We start from the raw sequence: 15842 nt of genomic DNA, 5'->3' as shown, positions 1-15842 counted from the left end.
AAGCCGTATACAACCCTTAATTCATTTATGGAAATTTTATTAAAAGAAATAGTTAATCCTGATAATACTAAAACCAGTATTTATAAGCGAAAAATAACCGCACCCGCGTTGAAACATATTGCAGGAGTTGACCAATTGCGGTATGTATTTGCGCTTTGGGTTTTTTTTACACATGGCGGGAATCCTCCGTTATTTGCAGGTCACGCTAAAACTCCAATATTTGATTTTATAGATCACCTTTATGGATGGTCAGTTAATGGGCAGGCTGCTGTAATGGGTTTTTTTATCGTTTCCGGGCTTTGTATCCATTATCCAAACATCCGAAGAGATTCATTTGATATAAAGTCATTTTATGCCGCAAGATTCTTAAGACTTTCACTGCCTCTTTTTGCTTGTTTGGCAATTGCAAAATTTTTGAATTTCTATCATCCGAACGGTTTTCTTAGGGTAGTGCCAATGTGGACGCTTTATTGCGAAGCTATTTATTATGTGGTTTATCCTTTTGTGTTGTGGGTAGTTAAAAAGGATTATCTTATTCAACTTATAATATCGACCGGTTTCTTATCGGTCGTGCTTATTATTATATGGTCTGATCAGAGATCAATGTATTTTCATGAGATAGGAGGGGGTGGGTTCCTAAATTGGAAGGCTGCATTATTGGCGTTTCCATGTTGGTTGTTGGGCGTTTTGTTGGCTGAGCGGCTCTCTGTCGCATCAATCATTAATAAGATTGTGAATGAAAAACATGGGATTTGGTTATGGCGGACGGGGGCGCTCCTGTTATCAGTAATAACATTTCCGCTTTATAGATATGCACTTTATTATCATTTCATAAATAAACCTATTATTGGTTTATTTTTCACTTCCCAACTAACTATACTGTTATTTGGGTTATATGCTTTTTTTTGGATAGAGCGGGAAGTGATCAATATTAATTTCGGCAAAGCATTACCGTCATACCGGTTAGAAAAAATGGGCGCTGCGTCGTACTCACTATATCTTGTGCACCTGTTGGTAATTTGGTTGTTTGAAAAAATTAGTCCGGTTTATTTTTCCGGTTATCTATCCAATTGGCTTTTGCTTTTTGTAACACTCCACATCGCAGTATTTTTGTTTTTTATAGTTTTTGAAAAACCTTCACATAAACTATCAAAATTTTGCGCTAATGCTTTGAGAAATTAATGCCAGGGCGTAACTAATCTAATGAAAAAAGCGATCATCTTTTATCCTCATATAGGGGAATACGGAGGAATAGAAAGAAATATAATTGCTTTGGCAACAGAAGTGATCAAAAAAGGCTATGTTCCGGTGGTTGTTTGTTTTTACGATCACATCAATATGTCCAAATATTTAGATGGACTGGTAACAGTGAAAATTAACGATCACTGGAATCCGTTCATTAAGTCGTTAAGGTTAAAAAGGTGGATTGACCAAAATAAGAAAGACATACTTGGCCACCCGTTCTTTTTTGGGGGGAAAGCAGGATTTTATGGCGCTGTTTTCAATGAAAACTATGTACTTCACTATACGGATCCACCGAGCTTGTTGAGCAATAAAGCGCTAAAAACAGGTTATAAGAATTTATTTTCATTGTTCAGAAATCGCCTTTCATACCTGATGAGCAGAAGCGGCATTAGCCGTGCAAAAAACTGTATCACAATGACCAATTGGAATGCGGCGGAACTGCACGCATTGTACGGAAGGCCTTTCGACGTTGTTTATCAAGGCGGTATGCCGCCCAATAGCGATGTTAACCATGCTGAGCGTTGTAAAAATACCGTATTACGTATGTTTTCCATTTGCAGGCTTACCGCGTCAAAAAATCTGGGCTGGATCTTAGAAGTGGCCAAACATCTTAAAGGCGATCTGTCTTTGTTAGGTAACAGGTTTCAATCTATAGAAATCGTTATAGCAGGCAGCGGCCCGCAGCTTGATCAGCTGAAAGGGCTAACAGAAAAACTAGGTTTAAGGCATGTAGTCAGTTTTCCGGGATTTTTGAGCGATGCCGGGGTGGAAGATCAATATAATAAGACAGATCTTTTTTTAGTGCCGGCCCGGCAGGGATTCGGCTTACCTGTTTTGGAAGCATTGTATCGCCGGGTTCCGGTGGTGATCAATAAGGAATCGCGCATTTCCGAATTACTTACCGGTAATCCGTGGGTGGCAGTATCAGGCAACAGCGCGCTGGATTTTAAAAATGCAGTGATAAGTCATATTACACAACTCAATGCTTATTATCCCGCTGAAGCAGCGCTGGATAATTTACCTACCGAGCAGGGATGGGCTGCCGAAATAGGGAAAAAATGTAAATGGTGGTAATTGAAGTTCAATTACCGGTTATCCAGCTGCGATGAACCCGCAAAAAAAATATTTTGATGAAAATTGTATTTGTTGCAAATCTTAAAAATCCAAGCGCCTCCGGACGGCAGCGGTTATGGGCAATGCAGCAATGTAATGAAGAGGTATATATTTTAGATAAAAGCCGGTTTTTGCCAAAACTTGGGCGTTTTGCCGGACATGTAGCGAAAGTATTAAAACAGCCGGCTTTAATGCACAACAGCACTGCCGTTGGAAAAGCATTGATTGAACTTTGTACGGATCTTAAACCTGACATAATATGGATTGAATGGGCCACCGACTTAAAGCAGGATGTTTTAAATCAGTTGCATCAACTTAGTCCCCGCCCACTTTTAATCTCTTTTCAGGACGATAATCCATGGGGCGACAGACACGGCGATAAATGGCTTTGGAAAAATTATTTTAAAATAGTTCCGCTGTTTGATTTACACCTGGTAAAGCGCAAAAACGACATGGATAACCTGTCAGCACTTGGGGCAAACAATTTCAGGGTTTGGCGGCATGGGGTTTATAATCCGCTTTTTCATCCGCCAACTACACCTGCAGTCAAAAAATATCCTGTAAGTTTTGTAGGAACCTGTATTGATGAAAGAGCTGAATTGGTTGAATATCTTTTGGTAAATAAAATACCGCTGCATGTTTTCGGGAATCGCTGGCGTCAAAGAAGTAATTTGCCTGAACGATTCCCCGCAAACTTTCATCCAGCTGCAGAAGGCCGGGATTATGCAGAAGTTATTCAACAGTCGCAAGTATGCCTTGGCTTGGTTTCACATTCAAACAAGGATGAATGGACAATGCGCACCTACGAGGTTCCTGGATGCGCCGGAATGTTGCTGATTGAGCGAACGCCCACTCACGAGGTGTTATTTAATGATGATGAGGAGGCGGCTTTTTTTTCAAGTCCGCAAGAGTGCCTGGAGAAGTTGCAAAACTTACTTGCCAATCCCGTCCGCTGCGATGTTATGGGCAATGCGGCATATCAAAAATGTAAGGCAAACCATTGGATGCTGGAAGACGAGATGCAACGGTTACTCAATGAGATCAGGGTTAATAAAGATAAACAAACTTTAACAAGTAGTGCTGTACAATAAACAATATATTCAAAGCTTGGGCCTTGTTCGCAAAACGTTAGTAACAATAGCGATATGTGCTTTTGTTGGTCAAATGCTTTTGGATATAAGTCTTGAAAATATCTTGTCGAATCTACTTGCGCTTGGTGCATTTGTTACCGCCTGCCTGGTTGTTTTCAGCTACCGTAACGTCAGTGTTGGTTCGGCATTATCCGCAACTGTGGTATTTTTGATGATTTCAGCAAATAGCCTCGCACCTATGATTGGTACTTTGCTGGAAGGTAACCCGATAACTGAAACGCTAACAGTTCCGGTAACTGTTTTTACGCACCGTTTGACATTTGCAGTCTGCCTCCTGTTCGCTCATTATCTGGCGGCGTCCTCATCTTCCTTAGCCATTCGCGTAGCAATTAGTCAAATAAGCAGGCGGTTAAAGATAAAAGTATTAATACCTCCTGAAAGTCTTTGGGTTGTTGGTGCTATTGGTTTATTTGCCATCCTGTTAAAATTCTTTCACCCGCCTGTGGTTGTTTCTAAAATTTTAGATGGGTTTGCTTATTTAATGCCCGCCCCGTTTCTTTTAATGTTACCCCCCTATTACAGCAAGGCGCGGATAAAAAAAGAGAAAGTAAGGCTAATTTTATACTATCTGCTGCAGGTTGTTTTTTCGCTGGTTTACAATACCAGGATGGCAATGGTGCTGCCTATTGGAATTGTTGCCTCAGGCTGGTTGCTTACGCTGTTAACAGGTCAAACCATTGTTAATCAAAAAACCATTCAAACCGGGATTATAAGGGGCATCGTCGGGCTCTTTTTAATCGGGCAGTTCGCTGACTTCTCCACTGCCATTTTGATTGAACGGGCACAAAGGGATAACCGCTCCGGCATGGAGCAGCTATCCGCAACATTCAACCGTTTTTTGGATAAAAAAGCGCTGGCAAACTACCATGATGAGCAATTGGAGTTACTTAAGGGTGTTCTGGCCGAACAGGAATGGCAGGAGAATTATGTGAGAAACCCTTTCCTCGCTCGCTTTATCCAGGTAAAATTTGATGACAATTGCTTATACAGGATAGCGTCATTCAGCCAAACGGAACTTGATATTTTAAGGGAGGTAACTATTCAAAAGGTAATGATCCAGCTACCACAACCGGTACTTGATTTATTTGCAATTGATATTGATAAAAAATATATCAGCTCATTTTCCATCGGCGACGAAATTGATGCATTAAGTTCAGGAGCAGAAGGAGGGTTTAAAACGGGCTCAATCCCTTCACATGCATTTGCTTTGTTTTACTGGGCATATCCCGTTGTATTGGTGGTTTTATATTACCTTATTTTTAGTGTATATCATGGTTTTTTTAGCCCTTTTAAAGTAAGATCCATGAAAGGGCGTCAAATTCCTACATTGGCGCTTTTGCTGGGTTTTACAATTTACACTAACATTTCGTTAGACGGCGTTGATGTTTTGGTAGGGACATTGTTAAGAGGCATTATCCAGGTAATTTTAATTTATGCAATTGCATTATGGATAATTAAACAATTAAAATTTCCGGTAAATACTAAAATCAGTAAAACAAAAAGTCAGCCAGATACATCTTCACAGCCGGATGTGGAATTGGATCCATTGTTAACTTAATTGGCAACAAGTACCCGGCAATTTTCTTTAAAGCTTTTAAATGAATTCTACACTTTTGGTTTTTGATTCTCATCCGGTTCAATACCGGGCACCAATCTGGCAAGCTATTGAAAACCAACAGCCGGGTAGTTTGCATGTTGTTTATGCTTCTGATTGTTCGTTACGCGGGCACAGCGATCACGGGTTTGGAAAAACCTTTGCCTGGGATGAGCCGATGTTATCAGGCTACAACAATACAATCTTAAATTGTGAAAATGGAGTGCCGTTGTCTAACTGGCAATCATTAACCGGCAAAGGAGTGCGTAATGTATTAAAACTTCATAAACCGGCAGCAGTTTTACTAACTGGTCTGAATTATAAGTACGATTTGGTTGCTTATTTTAATGCTTTAATTTTAGGCATACCCGTTTGGCTAAGGTGCGAAACACAGGATGAGGCTATGTCACGCACAAAATTGAAAGCCGGTGTTCGCGGCCTGTTATACAGGCTTGCCTATTTGGGAATCGGCCGCTTTCTATTTATAGGCGAATTGAATAAAAAACATTATTTAACACATGGTGTACCGGCAAAAAAACTATCCCCTGCCTTATATGGTACCGTAAATCGCTTCGAATCTTTAAATGGCGAGATGAAACAGGCGTTAAGAAGTAACGCAAGACAGGATGCAAATATTCCGGATCAAAAAATTGTGATTGGCTTTTCGGGTAAGTTTATCAGTAAGAAAAATCCGGCAATATTATTTCAAATGCTTGATTTTTTGCCGGGAGCTACACTAAATAATATTAGTTTTTACTTTATTGGCAGTGGCCCCTTAGAACAGCAATTGCTTGATTTAGCCGATGAGGTATTAAAAAAATGGGGAATAAAAACATACTTTGCCGGTTTTGTTAACCAGTCGAAAATTGCGGCGCATTACCTGGCTATTGATGTATTTATATTACCTTCAAAAAAAATGGGCGAAACCTGGGGCCTCGTTGTTAATGAAGCCCTGCAGGCAGGCTGTTCGGTGATCGTAAGTAGTGCAGTAGGGTCGTCAGTGAATTTTAAGCCGTTACAGCGTTTCCGTATTTTTGAGGATGGTAATGCAAAGCAGCTTGCTCATCGTTTTGAAGAATTGCTGAATTTAAAAAGGGATTTTAATTGGGCTGAAAGCGCGTTAATACCTTATTCAATTGAAGTTACAGCGAAAAGTATAATTAATACACTTCAATAAATTGTTGATTCTCCTTAAATGAAGATTATATTATTCGCTCATCCGTCGTTCCTTGGCCAGCAAAGTATGCCCAGGTTTACCAATATGCTGGCAGAAGAGATGCGCAAACGGGGACATGAGGTGGATATTTACTCGCCTAAAGCACTTTTTTTTAGGGTGCAGTCACCTGCTGTATTAAAAAAGTGGTTGGGTTATATTGATCAGTTTGTCGTTTTTCCGGCAATGGTCAAAAAACTAATTAAACGCCATCATCATACACTCTATGTGTTTACCGATCACGCATTAGGGATGTGGGTGCCTGTTGTTAAACATTTACCGCATGTTGTAATTTGCCATGATTTCCTGGCACAGCGATCGGCAAAGGGTGAAATCGCTCAAAACCCAACAGGCTGGTCAGGTCGAAGGTACCAGCAATTTATTTATGAAGGTTATGCTACGGCCGCCAATTTTATTTCTGTCTCAAAAAAAACCCAGCTGGATTTACACCGGTTCCTGGGGCGCGTACCAGTACTGTCAAAAGTAGTGTATAATGGTTTGAATAAAACTTTTGTTCCTATAGCTTTAAAAACTGCCCGACAAATAATGAGTAAAAAAACCGGTGTTGACACTTCGGGCGGATATATATTGCATGTAGGTGGTAACCAGTGGTACAAAAACAGGGTTGGTGTTCTGGAAATTTACAATGCATGGCGCGCTTCCGGCAATAATAACCTGCCATTGTTACTTATAGGCGTACTCCCGTCGGCAACTTTGAAACTCGAAATCGAAAGATCAGCTTACCGGGAACAGATCCACGTGCTTGCCCAAATTGATGATGAGTATATTAATGCGGCTTATTCGGGAGCGACTGTGTTGCTTTTTCCCTCACTTGCTGAGGGCTTTGGCTGGCCAATAGCAGAGGCAATGGCCTCAGGATGCGTGGTTGTAACTACCGGCGAGGCACCTATGACGGAGGTTGGCGACAACGCTGCAATTTATATTCCGTCACAACCGCTAAGGGAAAGTGAAGGAGTTGCCTGGGCGCAAGGAGCTGCAAAGATTTTAAACCAGGTGATAGATTTGCCGGAAACTGACAGGGTAAAAATGGTACAAAAAGGGCTGGATAATTCACAGCGTTTTAATACTGAAAAAGCGCTGGATGAGTTCGAGAAAATATTCCTGGAAATCCTGGCATAATTAACATTCCCATATTACTATAGTACACTACGGTTTTAATAAAATACCAGATTTAAATGCATTTGCTCCACGTAATAAACAGTATGGACCCGGTGAGCGGGGGGCCTTCCCAGGGGATACGGAATCTTAATAAGGGCATGCAGTATATGGATGTAGTGCGGGAAGTGGTATGCCTGGACTCACCGGATTCGCCTTATTTAGGTAAAGATGATTTCAAAATTCATGCAATAGGGCCAAAAAAGGGTAAATGGAATTACAGTGCCCGGCTTATTCCCTGGCTAACTGACAACCTGGGCCGGTTTGACGTAGTTATTGTTAATGGCTTATGGCTTTACAGCAGTTATGCAGCATGGAAAGCAATCCGTACAATAAAAGGAAGAGGTCCGGGTATGAAGGTACCGCGTATGCTGGTGATGCCTCATGGTATGCTCGATCCGTATTTTCAACGAGCAGAAGCAAGAAAGCTGAAAGCAATAAGGAACTGGGCTTATTGGAAATTAATAGAAAGCAAAGTGGTTAATAGTGCCGACGGCTTGCTATTTACCTGTGAGACGGAATTACTTTTAGCGCGTCAGACTTTTAGCTCTTATCATCCTAAAAATGAATTTAATGTTGGATATGGGATAGAAGCCCCTCCTTTGTATAACCAGGCGATGTCGGTGGCTTTTAATAAACTTTGCCCTGAGTTGAATGGCGAGCCATATATGCTGTTTTTAAGCCGTATTCACCCCAAAAAAGGTGTCGATTTACTTTTGAAAGCTTATATCGATTTACATAAAGAAATTAAATTGGCTGATGGGAATATGCCGAAGCTGGTAATAGCTGGCCCGGGCATGGATACCAGGTTTGGGAAACTGATACAGCAGGAGCTTGTAAACGAAACCGGGGTTAAGGGTGATGTGTTTTTTCCAGGAATGCTTACCGGAGAGGCTAAATGGGGGGCTTTTTACGGATGCGACGCGTTTGTATTGCCAAGCCACCAGGAAAACTTTGGAATAGCAGTAGCAGAAGCGCTGGCCTGCCAAAAAACGGTATTGATAACAAACCAGGTAAACATCTGGCGGGAAATATTGAACGAAGGAGCCGGTATGGTTGATAACGATAATTTAAGTGGCGTGCAAAATATATTAAAGCAATGGGTCCGGCTGACTAAAGAAGAAAAAAAACAATTTAATAACAGGGCATTAATTGCATACCAAAATTATTTTACAATAGATGCAGCTGCTAAAAAGATGTTAGAGACATTTAGTAATTCAACGCCTTTAAACTAATTATTAAAAAAATACCGCATTGAAAATAGTAATTATTCAGGGGGCATTTTTGCCGGTACCACCAATATTAGGTGGAGCGGTTGAAAAAATGTGGTTTTTTTTAGGAAAGGAATTTGCAAAGATGGGTCACGAAGTAGTTCATATCTCCCGGAAAGTCGATTCGTTGCCAATGAATGAAACTATTGAGGGTGTAAACTATTTTCGGGTTGCTGGATTTGCAACTCCGAAATCAGGGCTGATCTTAAAAATCATGGATCTTATTTATACTTTACGCGTTAGGAAACTAATGCCGAAGGATTTTGATATTGTGGTAGGTAATACTTTTTGGACACCTTTGGTATTAAAAAGAAATGCCATTTCGGCTTGTATGGTTGACGTTCAGCGAATGCCAAAGGGACAAATGAAATTGTATAAAAATGCACGTTGCTTAAGGGCCAATTCCAATTCTGTTGTTGAGGCAATAAAAAACGAATTATCCGAAAAGCATCATCACAAAATAGCAATGGTTCCTAATCCATTGCCTTTTATCCCAAAGTATGAGATAGATTTTTCAAAAAAGGAAAAGATAATTCTTTACACCGGGCGTATTCACCCCGAGAAAGGGTTGGATTTATTGATACAAGCCTATAAAAAAACGTCGCAAAACTACAAATTACAAATAATCGGTCCCTGGGAGTTCTCTCAGGGCGGCGGTGGTGCAACTTATCTTGAATCGTTAAAAGTATTGGCAGAAGATGCTGCTGTAGAATTTTTAGAACCGATTTTTGACATTGAAAAATTAAACGACCATTACATAAAGGCATCAATTTTTATTTACCCTTCCATGGCTGAAAAAGGGGAAACATTTGGGTTAGCACCGCTGGAAGCCATGTCATGGGGTTGTGTGCCTATTGTTTCCGATCTGTTGTGCTTTAAAGATTTTATAACGCATGGAAAAAATGGGCTTGTATTTGATCACCGGTCTGACGATGCCATCAGCCACATCGTTAAGCTGGTGCATTTACTGGAGAGTGATAGCAGGTACACAAAAAAGCTGGCAAGTGAAGCCCTTGGTGTCAGAGAAACTCATTCTATTTCAAACATCGCAGGCTTGTTTATAAAACAATTTGAGCAAACTGTATAAATCAGCTATGGATAAAAAGATTTATCAACAAAATTCTCCTTACGACAGCCCCTGGAGTAAAACCCAACGTATTAAAATGGTGCTATGGGAGTATGTTTGGCTCCTGTTATGTTCGTGGACCCCTAAGCCAGCAAATTTTTGGCGATTATTTTGGTTGAGGATATTTGGAGCCCAACTTTTCGGACGTCCATTCGTACACCAAAGGGCACGCATTCAAATCCCATGGAATTTAACGATGCACGACAGGGCTTGCCTGGGCGACAGGTCAAATGCTTATTCTTTGGATAAGATAGAAATTCACGAACATGCCACGGTTGCACAGGAGGTATATATTTGCACCGGCACGCATGATTTTACGCAACCTGCAAAAAATTTGATCACTTCGCCTGTAATAATTGGTGCTCATGCTTTTATAGGTGCCCGCGCATTTATTATGCCTGGGGTTACTATAGGCAAGCATGCTATAATAGGTGCATGCAGTGTAGTTACAAAAAACGTTTTGGCACACACCGTTGTAAAAGGGAACCCTGCTAAATAATATCCAATTAACTAAAATTTCGCTGGCTGTCACCACCGTTATGCTGCACGTTAACTGAAAACAGCGTTAGCGCGGGCATTTGATACCCCTCTTTTTTACTATTATCCTTAATAATTACTATCGCAATTACCTATGGTTTCTGTCCTGATACTCACTAAAAACGAAGAGAATGATCTGCCTGGGTGTCTTCAAACGGTTTCGTGGTGCGACGATATTCATGTGTTTGATTCTTATAGCAACGATTCTACGGTGCAAATTGCCACACTTGCCGGGGCCAGGGTAACACAAAGAGAATTTGATGGCTATGCCACCCAAAGGAATGCGGCATTGGATACCATTGATTATAAACACGAGTGGTTATTGATTCTGGACGCGGACGAAAGAATACCTGAAACGCTCGTAAAGAACATTGAAGAGGCGGTTAGGGTCGCACAATCAGGGGTAAATGGCTACAGGATACAAAGAAGGGATTTTTTATGGGGTACATGGCTTAAGCACGCTCAAATTTCACCCTATTATATCCGGCTGATCCGAATCGGTAAAGCCAGGTACACCCGCGAGATTAACGAAGTATTGGAAGTGGATGGCGTAGTTAAGCCATTGCCCGGTTATTTTGATCACTATCCCTTTTCCAAGGGGATAGCTCATTGGTTGACTAAGCACAATACTTATTCAACCATGGAAGCTAAACGGTGGATAGAAGAAAATGCTGGTGGCGAGAAATTCTCCTTAAAGAAAGCGCTGTTTAGCCGTGATTTTACTTACAGGCGCTATCATCAAAAGGGACTGTTTTACAAGATTCCCGCCCGTCCTTTAATTAAGTGGATGTATATGGTGATCTGGCGGCGGGCATTTCTTGACGGTAAGGCGGGTTTTACCTACGCGGCGCTTCAGTCAATTTACGAGTTCTTTATCGTTATAAAAACCCGGGAGATGTTAAATAATAAGTAAATAATTAAATCAATATACTATATGAATAGAATTTTTTAATGTATCCGGATGTTTAACGGCTTTATAATCCAACCGTTTTTAAAATAATTCCCTAATAATTAAAACTAATTAAAATTAAACCCTTGACACATCCAACAGAATATCCAAAAAACAAAACGATACTGCTGATCAGTCATAATTTTTCTCCGGAGCCAACCGGTATCGGAAAATACAATGGCGAAATGATGAATTGGTTGGCTACCAATGGTTATGATTGTACCATTATTACTACTTTTCCGTATTACCCATACTGGAAAGTACAGGCCCCCCATACCAACCGATGGTTTAAAAAAGAGGTGATAAAATATGAAGAAAGTAACACCTCTATAACTATTCATCGTTGTCCGTCTTATGTCCCCTCCAACCCAACCGGAAAAAGGAGATTAATCCAGGACTTTTCTTTCTGGACTTCGATGTTTTGGAAAGTACTTAACCTAATTATAACCAAACAGAAATTTGATCTGATCATTACCATTGCGCCGCCTTTTCACCTGGCTTACCTTGGTTTGATGCTGAAAAAACGAAATGGCAGTAAATTGCTGTATCATATCCAGGATCTTCAAATAGAGGCTGCACAGGACTTAAACATACTGTCAAGTAAGAAGTTTTTCGACCGTATTTATAGGATAGAAAAAAATATAATAGAAAAGGCCGATTATGTGAGCAGTATCTCTGATGGCATGATCCGTAAAATAAAGGCAAAAGTTGACCGGGAAACTATTTTTTTTCCTAACTGGGTTGATACTTCTTTTTTTTTCCCGCTCCCTGAAAGTGATAAGCTCAAAAGCAACTGGGGCTACCAGCCCGACGACATCATCTTTTTATATTCTGGGGCTATAGGCGAAAAACAAGGGCTTGAAAGTATTCTTTTGGCAGCCGAGGGCCTTATGGATAATCACAGGATTAAATTTATTATTTGCGGATCGGGGCCATACAAGGAAAAACTGATGGAAACTACGCAGAGCAAAAAGTTATCCAACATAAAATTTTTCCCAATCCAGGATAAGGAATTATTTAATGAGTTTTTAAATATGGCTGATTATCATTTGGTGCTCCAAAAAGCCAATGCAAGTGACCTGGTGATGCCATCGAAATTGACGAATATCCTGGCTATAGGCGGCGTTTGTATTGCAACCTCTTCGCCAGGCACATCGTTGTATAATTTAATCAGTGAGCATGATTTAGGTTACATCACAGAGCCTGATAATCACTCATTATTGTCAAAATTGATAAGCGCTTTAAAACCGGACAAATCATTTCAAACCAAAAGAAATAATGCTCTTAACTATGCCAGGCAATACCTGGATATTAATAATGTAATGAATACTTTTTTGACTGATGTTTTTGTTTGATTGTTAACTATTTATGTCTGTTTATTCATAAATGAGCAGGCTAAAGCGGAGCTTATGGTAGCTTAAGGTAAAACTTAAGCTACTCAACTATTAAAAATATGTGTTTAATTCTACTAATAATATTATTTTATGTTTAGTCGCTACATTACGTTTGTAAAAGCTATTAATCAGACTTTTGACTACCTTGTTCTAAACATAAGTATGATGCTGGCGTACTATATGGAAAACGGGGAGCACATTTTATGGTTAAGCAATCATAGGTATTTTTCAATAGTTTTAATTTTTAATCTCACGTGGTACTTAGCAGCCAGCTTAATTGGCTTGTACGAACATACTTTGAATCGAAACTCAATAAAAAATATCGTAAAAACATATTTCTTATTTATCATTTTAATATGTGCCATCCTGATTATGATCGGTACAAAATCATACTTTATCACCGGTGACTTTATACTTTATTCCTCTATTTTGTTCGGAGTTTTGCTTTGCTTATGGAGGCTGATTTTCAGGTTCATAGGCGTTGGGGAAAAATCATTGTTGTTTGATGCCCGGAAGGTGGTAATTATTGGGAATGGAGGGAGCAGCAGTGCCATAGAAGATTTTATAAGCCGCAACCCAAATCACGGGTATCAGCTTGTTGGTTTTTTTTGCGATGATAGTGAAATGGCTAAGGAAAAGGAAATGTACCTGGGCCCGGCAGCTAATTGTATAGATTATGTATTGAATAATAAGATTGATGAGATTTTTTGCACATTAACACCTTCAGAAAATAGTGAAATTGAACGGTTGATGATTAATGCAGATAAACATCTTATTCGCTTTAGATTTGTTCCTGAGTACCATAATTATGGGGTGAAGAAACTGGCCGTGCAGAGTTTTGGGCCCGGTATAGCTGTTATACCTTTAAGGCCCGAGCCACAGGAAGTTATGCTTAACCGGTTTTTTAAACGGGCATTTGATATCATATTCTCGTTATTTGTTATAGTGTTTATTTTTAGCTGGTTTTTTCCATTATTGGCTATTTTAATAAGATTGGAATCAAAGGGACCTGTAATCTTTAAGCAGTCAAGATCCGGGCGCGATAATAAACCTTTCATGTGCTATAAATTCAGAAGCATGCGGGAAAACGATGATTCAGATAAAAGACAAGCACAGCGCTATGATCATCGTATCACCAAAATCGGAGCCTTTATCCGCCGAACAAGCATTGATGAGTTGCCCCAGTTTCTCAATGTTTTAATGGGAAATATGTCTGTAGTTGGGCCGAGGCCACACATGGTGCATCATACAGTGCAGTATGCCCAATTGATAGACAAATATATGACACGCCATTTTTTAAAGCCCGGCATTACAGGCTGGGCCCAGATCCAGGGGTATCGCGGAGAAACGCCAACTACTGAATCAATGTCGAAGCGGGTGGAAGCTGATGTTTGGTATTTGGAAAACTGGTCTTTCCTGCTAGATATTAAAATTATTTTTTCAACCATTTGGATCAGTGTAATGGGAGATGAAAACGCCTTTTAACAAGTATCATTTTGTTATTGTAAAATGATCCGATAAAGAAATTCGGAGCAAGATCACTAAGTTTAAATAAACTGCTAATTTAACAGTTAAATAAATGCTTATTATAAACACGAAAATAGTTCTTTGGAACAGGAAAAGCCTATTTATAGCAATGATGTTCATTGCACAGGGTTTAAAAGCTCAAAACCAATTTCTACAATTGACTTTAGGGGCTGGCGCAGGTATCGTAACAACATATGCCAGTCCAACAACCAAGCCAAATATTGCATTCAATGGTAATGCATGTTATTATCCTTTGTCATATATGAATGTAGAGGTTGAAGGTCAAATTGGAAAATTGGGTGGAGAAACTTTTAATCAATCAGGTAATAACTTTACTAACAAATACCAGGCGGGTATCGTAGTATTAAATTTACAACTCGGAAATTTTCTTGAACGGTCACGTGATCCATTTTCAACGTTCTTAAGAAATGCTTACGTAGGCGCAGGATTCGGTTTGATACATAACCGGGTAACCAGCACAATTAACACTGATTATTATTACCACAACATTATTCCTTTAATCCCTATAAAGTTAGGCTATGAATTTAATTTAAGTAGCGACTTTGGTGCGCCTATATTGAAAATGGATCTCTCCTACAGTTTTAATTCTACTTTAGGTCGAGGCTTGTATGGAGATTATGGCCCTGTTTCGCAACCCGTTAATTCATATGGATATTTCTCGGTAAATTTAAAATATGCAATAAACCTGGAACGGTATTAAATTTATAATCTGTTTATGTTTAATAACCTAAATACACCTATCCCGGCAGAATCGTTATCGGGTATATTAATAATTCTGAAAAGTTTACTCCACTATTTAAACGGTAAATTTCACAACATTACATTCAATTTGCCTGTAAATTTTCACTTGCAAAGTCCCTGAGGTCTGCTTTAGTTAGAATGGTCTTCTTTTCATAGTGTTCAAGATGGAAGTTTTCCAGTTTTTGCAGCAGGTATTGCAAGGTAAATTTTTCGGCGACAGTCAATTTACCTGTTATCATTTTGCCTACATGATTCATATCTACAAATACCCGGAATAGTAACTCCCTTCCCTCATCAGTAATTGCAATATGCTTACTTCTTTTATCCTTTATATCATCCCATTGCCTTACCAGTCCTGAAGCGATCAATCGCCTGATAACTTCTGTGCCGGATGTTTTTTCCTGCAAGTTATGATTAATTAGTTCGCTCTTTGATAATTGGTCATGAGTAAGCAAAATAGCCAGGGCAGTAAAATCCTCGGCGGTTTGTAAAGGTGTTCCGTCCAAAGCTTTTTTAATATAAGATTTTGCGTAACGGCTCATAAAAACAAATAATCGCCCAATGTTATTGTCAAGTTGATAGGCAATATCCAATGCTGCGGTATCGCTATTTCCAAATCTCACTTCATTGTTAACGGTGTGCCCGTTAGTATTACCAACTGTATTCAGCAAAAAACCTGTAAAGTCCTGAATAGAAACTTCCCGCCCCTGGTTTTCTCCTTCCAGTTGTTCTACAAGGTTTATTAATTGATGAATGAGCTGGTATGATTTCATATTTTTAAAAG

Annotated in this window: 14 protein-coding genes; 13 read left to right on the top strand and 1 reads right to left on the bottom strand. The window is 39.7% G+C overall.

Annotated features, from left to right (window positions below):
• Positions 1-27: 27 nt before the first annotated feature.
• From MuYL_RS22530 to MuYL_RS22470, 13 genes are all read left to right on the top strand, one after another.
• Positions 28-1182, top strand: coding sequence for an acyltransferase family protein (locus tag MuYL_RS22530; RefSeq protein WP_094572694.1), 1155 nt, complete (start codon positions 28-30; stop codon positions 1180-1182).
• Between the two features lie 21 nt (positions 1183-1203).
• Positions 1204-2319 carry a glycosyltransferase family 1 protein gene (locus MuYL_RS22525; RefSeq protein WP_094572693.1) on the top strand — a complete coding sequence of 372 codons (1116 nt, stop codon included), beginning with the start codon at positions 1204-1206 and terminating at the stop codon, positions 2317-2319.
• Between the two features lie 56 nt (positions 2320-2375).
• Positions 2376-3449, top strand: coding sequence for a CgeB family protein (locus tag MuYL_RS22520; protein ID WP_094572692.1), 1074 nt, complete (start codon positions 2376-2378; stop codon positions 3447-3449).
• 103 nt (positions 3450-3552) lie between these two features.
• Positions 3553-5067 (top strand): hypothetical protein, encoded by a 1515-nt coding sequence (locus tag MuYL_RS22515; RefSeq protein WP_157741065.1) that lies wholly within the window; start codon positions 3553-3555, stop codon positions 5065-5067.
• Between the two features lie 40 nt (positions 5068-5107).
• On the top strand, positions 5108-6280 hold the full coding sequence (locus MuYL_RS22510) for a glycosyltransferase (RefSeq protein WP_094572690.1): 1173 nt from the start codon (positions 5108-5110) through the stop codon (positions 6278-6280).
• 18 nt (positions 6281-6298) lie between these two features.
• Complete coding sequence (locus MuYL_RS22505; RefSeq protein ID WP_094572689.1) at positions 6299-7456, top strand: glycosyltransferase; 1158 nt, start codon at positions 6299-6301, stop codon at positions 7454-7456.
• Positions 7457-7512: 56 nt separating this feature from the next.
• Entirely contained in the window at positions 7513-8727 is a 1215-nt protein-coding gene (locus MuYL_RS22500; RefSeq protein ID WP_094572688.1) for a glycosyltransferase, read from the top strand.
• 19 nt (positions 8728-8746) lie between these two features.
• Positions 8747-9850 (top strand): glycosyltransferase family 4 protein, encoded by a 1104-nt coding sequence (locus MuYL_RS22495; RefSeq protein WP_094572687.1) that lies wholly within the window; start codon positions 8747-8749, stop codon positions 9848-9850.
• A gap of 7 nt (positions 9851-9857) precedes the next feature.
• Positions 9858-10388 carry a DapH/DapD/GlmU-related protein gene (locus MuYL_RS22490; RefSeq protein WP_094573075.1) on the top strand — a complete coding sequence of 177 codons (531 nt, stop codon included), beginning with the start codon at positions 9858-9860 and terminating at the stop codon, positions 10386-10388.
• 132 nt (positions 10389-10520) lie between these two features.
• On the top strand, positions 10521-11339 hold the full coding sequence (locus MuYL_RS22485) for a glycosyltransferase family 2 protein (RefSeq protein ID WP_094572686.1): 819 nt from the start codon (positions 10521-10523) through the stop codon (positions 11337-11339).
• 122 nt (positions 11340-11461) lie between these two features.
• Positions 11462-12730 (top strand): WcaI family glycosyltransferase, encoded by a 1269-nt coding sequence (locus tag MuYL_RS22480; RefSeq protein WP_170309782.1) that lies wholly within the window; start codon positions 11462-11464, stop codon positions 12728-12730.
• A 129-nt stretch (positions 12731-12859) separates the two neighbouring features.
• On the top strand, positions 12860-14254 hold the full coding sequence (locus MuYL_RS22475; protein ID WP_094572685.1) for an undecaprenyl-phosphate glucose phosphotransferase: 1395 nt from the start codon (positions 12860-12862) through the stop codon (positions 14252-14254).
• A gap of 151 nt (positions 14255-14405) precedes the next feature.
• Positions 14406-15017, top strand: a complete 612-nt coding sequence (locus MuYL_RS22470) for a hypothetical protein (protein ID WP_157741063.1) — start codon at positions 14406-14408, stop codon at positions 15015-15017.
• Positions 15018-15141: 124 nt separating this feature from the next.
• Here the strand turns inward: MuYL_RS22470 and MuYL_RS22465 are convergent, their stop codons facing one another.
• Entirely contained in the window at positions 15142-15831 is a 690-nt protein-coding gene (locus tag MuYL_RS22465) for a MarR family winged helix-turn-helix transcriptional regulator (protein ID WP_094572683.1), read from the bottom strand.
• Positions 15832-15842: the final 11 nt, after the last annotated feature.

This window comes from Mucilaginibacter xinganensis (assembly GCF_002257585.1).
GTDB lineage: Bacteria > Bacteroidota > Bacteroidia > Sphingobacteriales > Sphingobacteriaceae > Mucilaginibacter > Mucilaginibacter xinganensis.
The sequence above is the reverse complement of the archived record's forward strand: the minus strand, read 5'-3'. Positions and strand labels throughout refer to the sequence as shown.

What these genes read in the sequence shown, in the direction of transcription:
- MuYL_RS22485 (WP_094572686.1), top strand. Translation starts at nt 10,521, where the DNA reads ATGGTTTCTGTCCTGATACTCACTAAAAACGAAGAGAATGATCTGCCT.
- MuYL_RS22500 (WP_094572688.1), top strand. Translation starts at nt 7,513, where the DNA reads ATGCATTTGCTCCACGTAATAAACAGTATGGACCCGGTGAGCGGGGGG.
- MuYL_RS22490 (WP_094573075.1), top strand. Translation starts at nt 9,858, where the DNA reads ATGGATAAAAAGATTTATCAACAAAATTCTCCTTACGACAGCCCCTGG.
- MuYL_RS22525 (WP_094572693.1), top strand. Translation starts at nt 1,204, where the DNA reads ATGAAAAAAGCGATCATCTTTTATCCTCATATAGGGGAATACGGAGGA.
- MuYL_RS22520 (WP_094572692.1), top strand. Translation starts at nt 2,376, where the DNA reads ATGAAAATTGTATTTGTTGCAAATCTTAAAAATCCAAGCGCCTCCGGA.
- MuYL_RS22465 (WP_094572683.1), bottom strand. Translation starts at nt 15,831, where the DNA reads ATGAAATCATACCAGCTCATTCATCAATTAATAAACCTTGTAGAACAA.
- MuYL_RS22505 (WP_094572689.1), top strand. Translation starts at nt 6,299, where the DNA reads ATGAAGATTATATTATTCGCTCATCCGTCGTTCCTTGGCCAGCAAAGT.
- MuYL_RS22510 (WP_094572690.1), top strand. Translation starts at nt 5,108, where the DNA reads ATGAATTCTACACTTTTGGTTTTTGATTCTCATCCGGTTCAATACCGG.
- MuYL_RS22470 (WP_157741063.1), top strand. Translation starts at nt 14,406, where the DNA reads ATGATGTTCATTGCACAGGGTTTAAAAGCTCAAAACCAATTTCTACAA.
- MuYL_RS22530 (WP_094572694.1), top strand. Translation starts at nt 28, where the DNA reads ATGGAAATTTTATTAAAAGAAATAGTTAATCCTGATAATACTAAAACC.
- MuYL_RS22475 (WP_094572685.1), top strand. Translation starts at nt 12,860, where the DNA reads ATGTTTAGTCGCTACATTACGTTTGTAAAAGCTATTAATCAGACTTTT.